Origin of the sequence: Rubrimonas cliftonensis (assembly GCF_900107585.1) — a bacterium.
Classification (GTDB): domain Bacteria; phylum Pseudomonadota; class Alphaproteobacteria; order Rhodobacterales; family Rhodobacteraceae; genus Rubrimonas; species Rubrimonas cliftonensis.
The window spans coordinates 161,061-173,451 of sequence record NZ_FNQM01000005.1 but is presented as its reverse complement, the minus strand read 5'-3'; the positions used below and the strand labels follow the sequence as shown (position 1 = coordinate 173,451).

General features: G+C 71.6%; 12 protein-coding genes. 6 read left to right on the top strand and 6 right to left on the bottom strand.

The genetic code is table 11. The features are described 5' to 3' along the window. Positions 1-10: 10 nt before the first annotated feature. Positions 11-1,027 carry a ribose-phosphate pyrophosphokinase gene (locus BLW43_RS10880; RefSeq protein WP_093253121.1) on the bottom strand — a complete coding sequence of 339 codons (1,017 nt, stop codon included), beginning with the start codon at positions 1,025-1,027 and terminating at the stop codon, positions 11-13. Between the two features lie 128 nt (positions 1,028-1,155). Between BLW43_RS10880 and BLW43_RS10875 the strand changes: the two genes are divergently transcribed. From BLW43_RS10875 to BLW43_RS10850, 6 genes are all read left to right on the top strand, one after another. Then, positions 1,156-1,905, top strand: coding sequence for an ATP-binding cassette domain-containing protein (locus BLW43_RS10875; RefSeq protein WP_093253119.1), 750 nt, complete (start codon positions 1,156-1,158; stop codon positions 1,903-1,905). A gap of 145 nt (positions 1,906-2,050) precedes the next feature. Then, positions 2,051-2,815, top strand: a complete 765-nt coding sequence (locus BLW43_RS10870) for a transporter substrate-binding domain-containing protein (RefSeq protein ID WP_093253116.1) — start codon at positions 2,051-2,053, stop codon at positions 2,813-2,815. A gap of 25 nt (positions 2,816-2,840) precedes the next feature. Next, entirely contained in the window at positions 2,841-3,518 is a 678-nt protein-coding gene (locus BLW43_RS10865; RefSeq protein WP_093253106.1) for an ABC transporter permease, read from the top strand. A 3-nt stretch (positions 3,519-3,521) separates the two neighbouring features. Next, entirely contained in the window at positions 3,522-4,262 is a 741-nt protein-coding gene (locus BLW43_RS10860) for an ABC transporter permease (RefSeq protein ID WP_245731015.1), read from the top strand. 184 nt (positions 4,263-4,446) lie between these two features. Further along, complete coding sequence (locus BLW43_RS10855; RefSeq protein WP_093253346.1) at positions 4,447-6,327, top strand: transglycosylase domain-containing protein; 1,881 nt, start codon at positions 4,447-4,449, stop codon at positions 6,325-6,327. Further along, the gene (locus BLW43_RS10850) at positions 6,324-6,953 is read left to right on the top strand and encodes a nucleotidyltransferase family protein (RefSeq protein WP_217632153.1); all 630 of its coding nucleotides are present in this window, start codon (positions 6,324-6,326) and stop codon (positions 6,951-6,953) included. The genes BLW43_RS10855 and BLW43_RS10850 overlap by 4 nt, the downstream gene beginning before the upstream one ends. On the opposite strand, the gene BLW43_RS10845 is transcribed toward BLW43_RS10850, so the two are convergent. The 5 genes from BLW43_RS10845 to BLW43_RS10825 all read right to left on the bottom strand — a co-directional run bounded on the left by BLW43_RS10845 (position 6,929) and on the right by BLW43_RS10825 (position 12,342). Next, a complete protein-coding gene (locus BLW43_RS10845) occupies positions 6,929-7,873 on the bottom strand; it encodes a 1-phosphofructokinase family hexose kinase (RefSeq protein WP_093253103.1) in 945 nt (314 codons plus the stop codon). The two genes, BLW43_RS10850 and BLW43_RS10845, sit on opposite strands and share 25 nt — an antisense overlap. 28 nt (positions 7,874-7,901) lie before the next feature. Further along, a complete protein-coding gene (gene ahcY / locus BLW43_RS10840) occupies positions 7,902-9,293 on the bottom strand; it encodes an adenosylhomocysteinase (protein WP_093253101.1) in 1,392 nt (463 codons plus the stop codon). Positions 9,294-9,385: 92 nt separating this feature from the next. After that, on the bottom strand, positions 9,386-11,122 hold the full coding sequence (locus BLW43_RS10835) for an ABC transporter ATP-binding protein (RefSeq protein ID WP_093253098.1): 1,737 nt from the start codon (positions 11,120-11,122) through the stop codon (positions 9,386-9,388). A 105-nt stretch (positions 11,123-11,227) separates the two neighbouring features. Continuing rightward, on the bottom strand, positions 11,228-11,914 hold the full coding sequence (locus BLW43_RS10830) for an HTTM domain-containing protein (protein WP_093253095.1): 687 nt from the start codon (positions 11,912-11,914) through the stop codon (positions 11,228-11,230). After that, positions 11,911-12,342, bottom strand: a complete 432-nt coding sequence (locus BLW43_RS10825; protein WP_175478850.1) for a hypothetical protein — start codon at positions 12,340-12,342, stop codon at positions 11,911-11,913. Before BLW43_RS10825 ends, BLW43_RS10830 begins: the two co-directional genes overlap by 4 nt. Positions 12,343-12,391 lie beyond the last annotated feature (49 nt).

The window sequence follows — 12,391 nt, the reverse complement described above, 5'->3', positions numbered from 1 at the left end:
CTCCGCGCGGTCAGGCGAATCGGTAGTGCGCCTCGTAGATCGGCGCGAGCGTGTCCTCGCGGAACAGCGACGAGACGGAGGTGTCGTTGCCGACGTTCAGGATCGCCTGCGCGAAGAGCGGCGCGACCGAGACGACGCGGATCTTCTCCGCCGCGCGCACGGCGGCCGAATGCTCGATGCTGTCGGTCACGACGAGGGTGTCGAGCAGCGAGCCGCCGAGCCGCTCAAGGGCCGGGCCCGAGAGCACGCCGTGGGAGATGTAGGCGTGCACGGCCGTCGCCCCCTCTTCGCGCAGCAGCTTGGCGGCGGCGCAGAGCGTCCCCGCCGTGTCGCAGATGTCGTCCACGATCAGGCAGGTCTTGCCGGCGACCTCGCCGATGACCGTCATCGATTCGATCTCGTTGGGGCCGGCGCGGCGCTTGTCGACGACCGCGAGCCCCGCGCCGATGCGCTTGGCGAGATCGCGCGCGCGCACCACGCCGCCGACGTCGGGCGAGATCACCATGAGCCCTTCGGCGTTCTGAAAATGGTGGCGGATGTCGAGCGCGAACACCGGCGCCGCGTAGAGGTTGTCCACCGGAAGGTCGAAGAAGCCCTGAATCTGGCCGGCGTGCAGGTCCATCGTCAGCACCCGGTCGACGCCCGCCTTTTCGATGAGGTTGGCGACCAGCTTGGCCGAAATCGGCGTGCGCGCCGACGTCCGCCGGTCCTGCCGCGCGTAGCCGAAATAGGGGATGACCGCCGTCACCCGCCGCGCCGAGGAGCGGCGCAGCGCGTCGGTCATGATCAGCAGCTCCATCAAGTTGTCGTTGGCGGGGTTCGAGGTCGGCTGGACGATGAAGACGTCCTCGCCGCGGACGTTCTCGAACACCTCCACGAAGATCTCCTTGTCGGAGAACCGCTCCACCCGCGCGTCGGCGATGCCGACGGACCCGCCGCGATAGACCGAGATGCGCCGCGCGATGGCCTCGGCCAGTGGCCGGTTTCCGTTGCCCGAGAGGATTTTCATGTTCGTGTCGCCCTTCATCGCGCCCTCCCCCTCGGCCCCCGAAGGCCGCATGTCGCGCGCGCGTCATATCAACGGCGCGCGGTTGTGCATAGCAGCATCGCGCCGGGCGCCTTGACGCGCGGCGCGGGGCGTGAAGCATTGCGGCGATGGAGCCGCAGCTTTCCGTCCGCAACATCCGCAAGCGCTTCGGGCTGGTCGAGGTGCTGAAGGGCGTGTCGCTTGAGGCCGCGCGCGGCGAGGTGATCGCGCTGATCGGCGCCTCAGGCTCGGGAAAATCCACGCTGCTGCGCTGCATCAACCTTCTGGAGACGCCGGAGGCCGGCGAGGTCTCGGTGGGCGGCGAGCGGGTGGCGCTGGGCGCGGGGCGGCGCGACGCGGCGGCGCTGAGGCGGCTCAGGGCGCGCGTCGGCTTCGTGTTCCAGAGCTTCAACCTGTGGTCGCACATGACGGTGCTGGAGAACCTGGTCGAGGCGCCGGTGCATGTGCTGGGCCTGAGCGCGGCGGCGGCGACGCAGCGGGCCGAGGCGCTGCTCGCGCGCGTCGGCCTGCCCGACAAGGCGCACGCCTACCCGATCCAGCTCTCCGGCGGCCAGCAGCAGCGCGTCGCCATCGCCCGCGCGCTCGCCATGGAGCCGGATGTGCTGCTGTTCGACGAGCCGACCTCGGCGCTCGACCCCGAACTCGTCGGCGAGGTGCTGGGCGTGATGCGCGACCTCGCCGCGGAGGGGCGCACCATGCTGATCGTCACCCACGAGATGGGCTTCTGCCGCGAGGTCGCGAGCCGGGTGGTGTTCCTCCACCAGGGCGTGGTGGAGGAGGAGGGGCCTCCGGCGACGCTCTTCGGCGCGCCGAAATCGGAGCGCCTGCGCCAGTTCCTGGCCCGCGTGCGCGACTGAGACGCGCCCCTGAGGCGCGCCCGCGGCGGTCGTCGCCGCGAGACGTGGCGGCGTCGGGGCTTGCTGCCCCCCCGTCGCTCGGGCTTAACCTGTCGCCAATGCGCCCGTGAAGGCGCCGAACCGAATGACAGGGGTCTCCACCGCCATGGCACGCACGCCCATCGCCGCCGCCGCGCTCGTCGCGGCCTTCGCCCTGCCCGCCGCCGCGCAGGACCTGCGCATCTGCGTCGAGGGCGCCTATCCGCCGTTCAGCCAGGTCTCCGACGCCGGCGAGCTGGAGGGCTTCGACATCGACATCGCCAAGGCGCTCTGCGCCGAGATGGGCGCGTCCTGCGAGATGGTGCAGACCGAGTGGGACGCGATCATCCCCACCCTTGAGGAAGGCAAGTGCGACGCCATCCTCGCCTCGATGTCGATCACCGAGGAACGCAAGCAGCGCATCGACTTCACCGGCAAGTACTATCAGACGGCGGCGAGCTTCGTCGCGCCGGAGGGCTTCGACGCCGAGATCACGGATGCGGGGCTCGCCGGCAAGACGGTCTGCGTGCAGCGCGGCTCGATCCATCAGGCGTTCATCGAGGGCGAATTTCCCTCCGCCAGCCTGGTGCTCTACCCGACCCAGGACGAGGTGTATCTCGATCTGACATCCGGTCGCTGCGATGCGGCGATGCAGGACAGCATCGCCGCGCAGGACGGATTCCTGAACACCCCCGCAGGCGAGGGCTTCGCATTCGTCGGTCCGGCCTACTCGGTTCCCCGGTATCACGGAGAGGGGGCCGGCATCGGCGTGCGCAAGAGCGACACGGAGCTGCGCGACCGGCTCTCGGCGGCCATCCTCGCGATCCGCGAAAGCGGCGTCTACAAGGAGATCAACGACGCCTACTTTCCGTTCGACGTATATGACGGCTGAGGGCGCGCGGTTGGCGTAGTCTGCAGTGGAGGCGCTGATCGGCGCGGGGCCGCTGCTCCTGCAGGGCTTCTGGGTGACGGTCTCGGTCGCCGTGCTGGCGCTGGCCCTGGCCAGCGTGCTCGGCGCGCTCGCGGCGGCGGCGCGGCTCGGCGGCGGGCCGGTCGGGCGCGGCGCGGCCGCGGCCTATTCGACGGTCGTGCGCGGCATCCCCGACCTCGTGACCATCCTGATCATCTATTTCGCCGGCCAGCGCCTCGTGAACGCGCTGGCCGGCGCCGTGGGGCTTGAGGGCGTCGACGTCTCCGCCTACGCCGCCGGGGTGCTGGCGATCGGCTTCATCTACGGCGCCTATCTCGCCGAGACCTTCCGCGGCGCCTGGCTCGCCGTGCCGCGCGGGCAGATCGAGGCGGGCGTCGCGCTCGGCCTCTCCCGCTCGCGCCTGCTGTGGCGCATCGCGGCGCCGCAGCTGATGCGCCACGCCCTGCCCGGCTACGCAAACGTCTGGCAGGTGCTGGTGAAGTCGACGGCGGTCGTCTCCGTCATCGGGCTGAGCGACCTCGTGGGGCTTGCGCTGAAGGTCGGCCGGCGCGAGCGCGATCCCTTCACCTTCATGCTCGCGGTGCTCGTCGCCTATCTCCTCATCACCGCCGTTTCCGGCTGGGCCTTAGCCCGCGCCGAGAAGCGCCTTGCGCGGGGGACCTGAGCGATGGAGGCGATGTGCGCGGCGGCGGCCGCGGCCTCCGAAGCCGGGAGCCCGTGGTTCTTCAACCCCTGCCTCGTGCTGAGCGAGGCGCCGCGCTGGGTCGAGGGCGTCTGGATCACGCTGCACCTCACCGCGCTGGCGCTGGTCTTCGGTTTCGTGCTGGCGCTGCCGATGGCCTGCGCGCGCGCCGCGCGCGCGCCGGTCGTCGATACGCTTGTGCGCGGCTACGTCTACGTTTTCCGCGGCTCGCCGCTGCTGGTGCAGCTGTTTCTCATCTACTACGGGCTCGCGCAGTTCGGCTTCGTGCGCGACAGCCTTCTCTGGCCGGTTCTGCGCGACGCGTGGTGGTGCTGCCTGATCGCCTTCACGCTCAACTCCGCCGCCTACCAGACCGAGATCCTGCGCGGCGCGCTCGTCGCCACGGCGAAGGGCGACCGCGAGGCCTGCGCCGCGCTCGGCATGTCGCCCTGGCTGGCGGCGCGGCGCGTGCTGATCCCCGGCGCGCTGCGCCGCGCCCTGCCGCAGCTCGGCAACGAGACGGTGTTCATGCTGCACGGTTCGGCCATCGCCTCGCTGGTGACGATCCAGGACATTCTCGGCGTCGGACGGCTGGTGAACGGGCGCTACTACGTCGTCTACGAGGGGCTGCTGACCGCCGCCGCGCTCTACATGGCGCTGACATGGCTGGTCGTCTGGGGCGTCGCCCGGCTGGAGAGGCGCTATCTGCGGCACCTCGCGCGCTGATCCTCCACATTCGCGCCGCCGCGCGGTAGGATGACGGCGAGCAGCATTCACGACGCACCGGAGAGCGCGCGTGCCGAAGGCGAAACAGGCCCCTCCCGCCGGCAAGCGGGACAACAAGCGCCATGCGCGCCGGCCGGGACGGGTCGAGCGGGCCCTGCGCGCCGTCGTGCTGTTCGCTCTCGGCATGGGCCTGCGGCTGGCCGGTGCGGCGGCGCTGGCGCTCGCGGCGGCGGTCTTCTTCATGTATCAGGCGCTGCCCAACCCCGAAGAACTGCGCGACGGACGCTCCCGCGGCTCCGTCACGATGCTCGACAGCCGCGGCGAGGTGTTCGCCTGGCGCGGCGAGCAGTTCGGCGGGGAGATCGGCGTCGGCGACGTCTCGCCCCATCTGGTGCACGCGATCCTCGCCGCGGAGGACCGTCGCTTCTACAGCCATCCCGGCGTGGACCCGCGCGGGCTGGCGCGCGCGGCGCTGGCGAACTTCCGCGCCGGGCGTGTCGTTCAGGGCGGCTCGACCATCACCCAGCAGGTCGCCAAGAACGTATTTCTCACCAATGAACGGTCCTTCGAGCGCAAGCTGAAGGAAATACCCATGGCGCTGGCCATGGAGCTGAAGTACGACAAGGATGACATATTCGCAGTGTACCTCAACCGCGTGTATCTCGGCGCCGGCGCCTATGGGTTCGAGGCTGCGGCTCAGCGCTATTTCGGCAAGTCGGCGCGTTTCGTCGACCCCTCGCAGGCGGCGATGCTCGCGGGTCTACTCAAGGCGCCGTCGCGCTTCTCGCCCACCGCCGACATCGCGCTCGCCGAGGCCCGTGCGGAAGTGGTCGTGCGCGCAATGGCGGAGGAGGGCTACCTCTCGCCCGGCGAAGCCGCCGTAGCGCTGGCCGAGCCCGCCCGCCTCTCCGCCGCCGCCGCCGCGCGCGCCGGCGGCCAGTTCGCCGACTGGGTGATGGACGCTGGCCCAGTCTACCTCACCGAGACCACGACCGAGGACGTGGTGATCCGCACGACCTTCGAGCCCGCCGCGCAGCGCGCCGCCGAGGCCGCATTGGCGAAGGTCTTCTCCGACAGCGTGCGCGCGGGCTCGAAGGCGCAGGCCGCCGTGGTGGTGATGACGCCCGACGGGGCCGTGCGGGCCATCGTCGGCGGGCGCGACGCCGACGCCGGCCAGTTCAACCGCGCCACGCAGGCCCGGCGCCAGCCGGGCAGCGTCTTCAAGCCCATCGTCTACGCCGCCGCGCTGGAGACGGGCCTCTCGCCGGCGGACGTCGTGGTGGACGCGCCGCTGCGCATCGGCGCCTGGTCGCCGGAGAATTATGGCGGCGGCTACGCCGGGCCCGTGACCCTCGATCACGCGCTGGCGCACTCGATCAACACCGTCGCGGTCCGGCTCTACGAGCGCGTCGGCGCGGCGCGGGTGGAGCGGGTGGCGCGCAAGCTCGGGCTCACCACGCCGATCGCGCCCGGCCCGGCCACCGCGCTCGGCGCCTCCGAGGTCACGCTGCTGGAGATGACGGGCGCCTACGCCGCCTTCGCCTCCGGCGGCTTCGACGGCGCGCCCTGGGGCATCCGCGACCTGCGGGTGCGCGGCGACGAGACGCCCCTGATGGCCGGCCCCGGCCAGCGCCGCCGCGTGCTGGCCGCGCCTGTGGCCGGCTACCTGACCTACATGCTGGCCGATGTCGTGCGGACGGGGACCGGGCGCCGCGCCGCGCTGCTCGACCGCCCCCTCGCGGGCAAGACCGGCACCACGCAGGAGGCGCGCGACGCCTGGTTCATCGGCTTCTCGGCGCAGTATGTCGTCGGCGTCTGGATGGGCTACGACGACAACACGCCGCTGACCGGCGTCACCGGCGGCGGCCTGCCCGCCGAGATATGGCGCGAGACGATGGCGCGGCTGCACCAGGGCCTGCCGGCGCGGCCGCTGCCCGAACTGCGCCCCGCGCCGCGCGAGGCGGTCGTGGCGCAGGCCCGAGAGCCAGAGCGCACGGCCGACGAGGACGAGACGCTGATCGGCGGCATCCTGTCGGACGTGATGCGCGCGCTGGGGGTGAATTGAGCACGCTGGAGGCGCGCTTTTGCGACATCCTGCGCGCCGACCCGGTCGCCATGGCGGGACTTCGGCTGGCCCGCGACAGCGGCCTGCCCGATTGCTGGCTCGTCTCGGGCGCGCTCTACGGCGCCGTCTGGAACAGCCTTTCCGGCCGGTCGCCCGGCTACGGCCTCAAAGACGTCGACATCGTCTATTTCGACGCCGGCGACCCGAGCTGGGAGGCGGAGGACGCCGCGATCCGCGCCATGCCCGCCGCGCTCCCGTGCGCGCAGGGGCCGGTTCCGGTGGAGCTGCGCAACCAGGCGCGCACGCATCTGTGGTTTCCGCGCCGCTTCGGCTTCGCCTACCCCAAGCTCGCGAGCGCGACCGGATCGCTGCGGTTCTACGCCTCGCGCACCCACGCGGTCGCGGCGCGGCTGTCAGGTGCGGAGATCGTCGTCGCGGCGCCCTTCGGTCTCGACGCGATCTTCGCGCGGCGGCTGACTCCCAACCCTGTCCTGCCGAACCGCGCGACCCATGAGGCGAAGAGCGCCCGCATCGCCGCGTTGTGGCCCGAAGTCGTCGTCGAGCCTTGGCCCGAGGCGGCGGGACCGGCTCCCGCCGGGCTTCAGAGCGGCGCCGCCGTCACCTGAGGCAGCAGAAGCGCCACCGTCTCGGCGTCGCAGAGCCGGGTGTCGGGCGTCGTGACGGCCGCCGCCGCCGCGGCGACGCCGAAGGCGCAGGCCCGCTCCGGGGCGTCGCCGCGCGCGAGCCCCATGGTGAAGGCGGCCATGAAGCTGTCGCCTGCCCCCACGGCGCTGACGACCTGCACCTTTGGCGGCCGGCAGAACCAGCGGCCCGCCGCATCGGCGACGACCGTGCCCTCCGCCCCACGGGCGATCGCGACGATCTCCGCCGCGCCCCGCGCCACGAGGGCGCTCGCCATGGCGGCGGTGGCCTCCGGAGGCCCGGGCGGCGCGCCGGCCAGCTCCGCCGCCTCCGCGTCGTCCATCCGCAGCACGGCGAGGCCGGCGCCCTGCGCGGCGGCATGCGCCAACGCCGGGCCCGACGTGTCGAGCGCGACCCGCGCGCCGCGCGCCGCGAGCCGCCGCGCGAGCGCCGCCGGATGGTCGGCGGCGAGCCCCGGCGGCAGGCTGCCGCTGATCACCACCCAGTCGCCCGGCGCGACCTGGGCGGCCACGAGCGCCGCCGCCGCCTCGGCGTCGGCAGCGCTCCAGGGCGCGCCGGGCGTCACGAAACGGTACTGCGCGCCGGTCGTCGTCTCGATGACCGAGAAGTTGCGCCGCGTCTCGCCGGGCGCTGCGACGGCGAGCGGCGCGAGGCCCTCGGCGCGCAGCAGCGAAAGCACCGCCTCGCCGGCCGCGCCGGCGGCGGCGACGAGCGGCGCGCTGTCGCCCCCGAGGAAGCGGATGGCGCGGGAGACGTTGACGCCGCCGCCGCCGGGGTCGCTGCGCGGCTCGGCGCAGCGCAGCTTGCCCCCCGGCGCGACCACCGGCGTCTCGGTCGAGAGGTCGAGCGCCGGGGACAGCGTGACGGTGAGGATGCGCCCCATCGTCCGCCCTCTCCGGCGCCCGAGCCGATCAGTAGCGGTAGTGCTCGGGCTTGAACGGACCCTGCGGACTCACGCCGATATAGGCCGCCTGCTCCTCGCGAAGCTTGGTCAGCCTGACGCCGAGCTTGCCCAGATGCAGCGTCGCCACCTTCTCGTCGAGGTGCTTCGGCAGCACATGCACGGTGTTGGAGTACTGCTCGCCGCGCACGAAAAGCTCGATCTGCGCCAGCACCTGGTTGGTGAAGCTCGCCGACATCACGAAACTGGGGTGCCCCGTCGCGTTGCCGAGGTTCAGCAGCCGGCCCTCCGACAGCAGCAGCATCCGCTTGCCGTCGGGGAACTCGATCATGTCCACCTGCGGCTTGATGTTGGTCCACTTGTGGTTCTTGAGGGCGGCGACCTGGATCTCGTTGTCGAAGTGGCCGATGTTGCCGACGATGCACATGTCCTTGAACAGGCGCATGTCGTCGATGGTCACGACGTCCTTGTTGCCGGTCGTGGTTATGACGATGTCGGCCTTCGGCGCGGCGTCCTGCAGCGTCATGACCTCGAAGCCGTCCATCGCGGCCTGAAGCGCGCAGATCGGGTCGATCTCGGTCACGACGACGCGGGCGCCGGCGCCCTGCAGCGAGGCGGCCGAGCCCTTGCCGACGTCGCCGTAGCCGCAGACCACGGCCATCTTGCCGGCCATCATCACGTCGGTGCCGCGGCGGATGCCGTCGACCAGCGACTCCTTGCAGCCGTACTTGTTGTCGAACTTCGACTTGGTGACGCTGTCGTTCACGTTGATCGCCGGGAACGGCAGCTGGCCCTTCTTGGCGAGCTGGTAGAGACGGTTGACGCCGGTCGTCGTCTCCTCGGTCACGCCCTTGATCGCTGCGCGCTGCTTCACGAAGAAACCGGGCGACTGCTTCATGCGCTTCTTGATCTGCGCGAAGAGGTATTCCTCCTCCTCGGAGCCGGGCGTGGAGAGGATGTCCTCGCCCTCCTCCGCCCGCGCGCCGAGCAGGATGTACATCGTGGCGTCGCCGCCGTCGTCGAGGATCATGTTGGTCAGGCCGCCGTCGGCCCACTGGAAGATCTGGTCGGTGTAGGTCCAGTAATCCTCCAGCGACTCGCCCTTGATCGCGAATACGGGCGTGCCGCCCGCGGCGATGGCGGCGGCGGCGTGGTCCTGCGTGGAGAAGATGTTGCAGGAGGCCCAGCGGATCTCGGCGCCCAGTTCGGCGAGCGTCTCGATGAGCACCGCGGTCTGGATGGTCATGTGCAGCGAGCCGGTGATGCGCGCGCCCTTGAGCGGCTTCGCGGCGCCGAACTCCTCGCGGCACGCCATCAGGCCCGGCATCTCGGTCTCGGCGATGGCGATTTCCTTGCGGCCGTAGTCCGCGAGGCCGATATCGGCGATGGCGTAGTCTTTCATGGGTGCTTCTCCGTGAGACGGTCGCGGTTGGACCTAGCAGCGTGCAGCCCTGCAATCAACTCGCGTCATCGGTGCGCCGGCGACGCCGCGCCTCACTCCGCCGCCACTTGCCCCGAGGCGAGGGACTGGGCGGCCTGCATCCGCGCGTAGAGCCCGCCGCGGGCGACGAGGTCATGGTGGCCGCCTTCCTCGCGGACGCCCTCGGCCGTGAGCACCACGATGCGGTGGGCGTTGCGGACGGTGGCGAGGCGATGGGCGATGATCAGCGTCGTGCGCCCCTGTGACAGCGCCTCCAGCGAGGCCTGGATCTCCGCCTCGGTCTCCACGTCCAGCGCCGATGTCGCCTCGTCGAGAATCAGCACCGGCGGATTCTTCAGGAAGATGCGCGCGATCGCCACGCGCTGCTTCTGCCCGCCCGAGAGCCGCACGCCCCGCTCGCCGACCACCGTATCGAGCCCGTCGGGAAGGCTCTCCACCAGACCGCCGAGCCGCGCACGGCGCACGGCCTCGACGATCTCGGCCTCCGAGGCCTCGAGCCGGCCATAGGCGACGTTCTCGCGCAGCGTGCCGCCGAACAGGAACACGTCCTGCGAGACGACGCCGATGTTGCGCCTGAGCGAGGCGAGCGTCAGGTCGCGCACGTCATGGCCGTCGAGCGTCACCGCGCCGCCCGAGACGTCGTAGAAGCGCGGAACCAGGGCGAGCAGCGTCGTCTTGCCGGCGCCGGAGGGGCCGACGAAGGCGATCGTCTCGCCCGGCGCGACGCGCAGCGTGAGCTCTCCGATGACCGGACGGCCGGCGTCATAGGCGAAGCTCGCGCCCTCGAAGGCGACGGCGCCCGCCGCCCGGCCCAGCGCCAGCGCGCCGGGCCGGTCCGCGATGTCCGGCTCGGTCTGGAGAAACTGCCGATAGCGCCGGAAGCCGGCGATGCCCTTGGGATAGCTCTCCAGCACGTTGGAGACCTTCTCCAGCGGGCGGTAGAACACGTCGATCAGCAGCAGGAAGCCGACGAAGCCGCCCACGGTCAGGCTGCCGGCGGAGACGAACCACGCCCCCGCCACAAGGATCACCACCTGCAGCAGCCGCATCCCGAGGTAGTTGATCGAGATGGTCGAGGCCATCAGGCGGTAGGCGTCGAGCTTGGCGCGGCGGTAGCGCTCGTTGTCGGCGGCGAACAGGCGCCGCTCATGCTCCTCGTTGGCGAAGGCGCGCACCACGCGGGCGCCGCCCACCGTCTCCTCGATGCGGGCGTTGAAGGCGCCGACGCGGTCGAACTGCGCTTCCCAGTTCGCCGTCAGCCTGCCGCCGTAGCCGACCACGAGCCAGACGACGAGCGGCGCGATGCAGGCGGCGATCATCGCCAGCTGCGGGTGGACCCAGACCATCAGCGCCAGCGCGCCGAAGAAGGTCATCACGGCGACGAAAACATCCTCGGGGCCGTGGTGGGCGACCTCGCCGATCTCCTCGAGGTCCTTGGTGAGCCGGCCGACCAGGTGCCCCGTCTTCTGCCCGTCGAAAAAGCGGTGCGAGAGCCGCTGGAGATGGTCGAACGCCTTGCGGCGCATCTCCGTCTCGATGGCGATGCCGAGGACATGGCCCCAGTAGGTCACCACCGCCATCAGCCCGGTGTTGACCAGATAGACGGCGAGAAGGCCCAGCGCCGCCAGCAGCACGAGTCCCCAGTCGCCGGAAGGCAGCAGACGGTCGACGTAGAACTTCACCGCCACGGGGAAGCCGAGCGAGAGCAGGCCGACGAGCACCGCGGAGCCGAAATCCAGCAGGAACAGCCGCCGGTGCGGCGCATAATAGGCGGCGAACGCGCGCAGCATGGCCAATCCTCCAGATCGAGGCGTGAGGTAGCGCAGGCCGCGGCGTCGCGCCACACCTGGCTCGCCCTTCGCGAGGCGCAACGCCGTCGCCGTGTCGCCGCGGCCTCACCCCATGAGCCGCGCCTGAAGCCACAGGAGCGACGGATAGGCGGCGAGCCAGGCCCAGAAGAAGCGGTTCAGGCCGAAGAGCGCGGCGTTGGCGAGGTGAAACGCGGCGGCGACGACGAGGCTCGCCGCAAGCGCCGCCGGATGCAGGAAGCTCAGCGGAAACAGGATCTCGAACAGCATCACCGCCCAGCCCGTCGCCCGCATCAGCGCCGGGCGGCCGGCGAAGCCGCGCAGGTTCCCGCTGACGGGATAGGTCGAGAACAGGAACACGTCGCGCAGCGCGCGCCCCGTCCGCCAGTCGGGGTTGACGATCTTCACCCAGCCGGAAATCGCGTAGGAGAGCGTCAGCTGCCCGGCGAGATAGGCCAGCGAAAGCGCGCGCCACGCCGGCTCGGGCGCCCAGTGCGCCCCCGTCAGGCAGATCAGGCAGAGCAGCGTCATGCGGTCGCTGCCGCCGTTGTAGGGGCCGTCGAAGCGTCGCAGGACGAGCAGCCCATGCGCCAGCAGCGCCGCGCAGACCCAGCCCGGCGCGACGCCGAGCGCCAGCGCCGCGGCCAGCGCCAGCCGCGGCGCGAACAGCGCCGCCTCGCCGCGCAGGGGCGAGGCCATGTGCTCCAGCGCCTGCTGCGCCAGCGCGAGCGCCAGCAGCGCCTCGGTCAGCCGCAGCGCGAGATCGAAGCTCACGACGCCGGTTCCGGCGGGTCGCCGGCGGGCGCGTCGATCGGAGAGACGTAGACCGTCCGCTCGACCAGCCGCTCGCCCTCGCGATGGACGGTCACGAGGCGGAACCGCAGCGCCCGCCCCCGCGCCTCGGGCGTCGCCGCGCGGATGCGTTTGAGGATCTCGCGCCGGGCGTGGTCGCGGCCGTCGGCGATGATCCGCTCGGCGCAGCTTGCGAGATAGAGATCCTCGTTGCGGCGCGGGCTCCAGAACAGCCGGGCGATCATCTGCGCCGCCGTCAGACGCGCCGGGGGCGGACGAAAGGCGCGCCATGCCTCCGCCGGGCCCGCGCCGACATGCGCGACCTCGATCCGCGGCGACGGCTCGACTGCGGGAAAGAACCGCCATGACGGGAACAGGGCGGGCAGGAACAGGGCGAGCATGCGGATCATGCCGGCGATGCTGCCGCCGCCCGCGTTCACGCCGCGTTAACGACGACGC

Excerpts from the sequence above, each read along its gene's own strand:
- BLW43_RS10880 (WP_093253121.1), bottom strand. The coding sequence starts at position 1,027 with ATGAAGGGCGACACGAACATGAAAATCCTCTCGGGCAACGGAAACCGG.
- BLW43_RS10875 (WP_093253119.1), top strand. The coding sequence starts at position 1,156 with ATGGAGCCGCAGCTTTCCGTCCGCAACATCCGCAAGCGCTTCGGGCTG.
- BLW43_RS10870 (WP_093253116.1), top strand. The coding sequence starts at position 2,051 with ATGGCACGCACGCCCATCGCCGCCGCCGCGCTCGTCGCGGCCTTCGCC.
- BLW43_RS10860 (WP_245731015.1), top strand. The coding sequence starts at position 3,522 with ATGGAGGCGATGTGCGCGGCGGCGGCCGCGGCCTCCGAAGCCGGGAGC.
- BLW43_RS10855 (WP_093253346.1), top strand. The coding sequence starts at position 4,447 with ATGGGCCTGCGGCTGGCCGGTGCGGCGGCGCTGGCGCTCGCGGCGGCG.
- BLW43_RS10845 (WP_093253103.1), bottom strand. The coding sequence starts at position 7,873 with ATGGGGCGCATCCTCACCGTCACGCTGTCCCCGGCGCTCGACCTCTCG.
- ahcY (WP_093253101.1), bottom strand. The coding sequence starts at position 9,293 with ATGAAAGACTACGCCATCGCCGATATCGGCCTCGCGGACTACGGCCGC.
- BLW43_RS10835 (WP_093253098.1), bottom strand. The coding sequence starts at position 11,122 with ATGCTGCGCGCGTTCGCCGCCTATTATGCGCCGCACCGGCGGCTGTTC.
- BLW43_RS10825 (WP_175478850.1), bottom strand. The coding sequence starts at position 12,342 with ATGATCCGCATGCTCGCCCTGTTCCTGCCCGCCCTGTTCCCGTCATGG.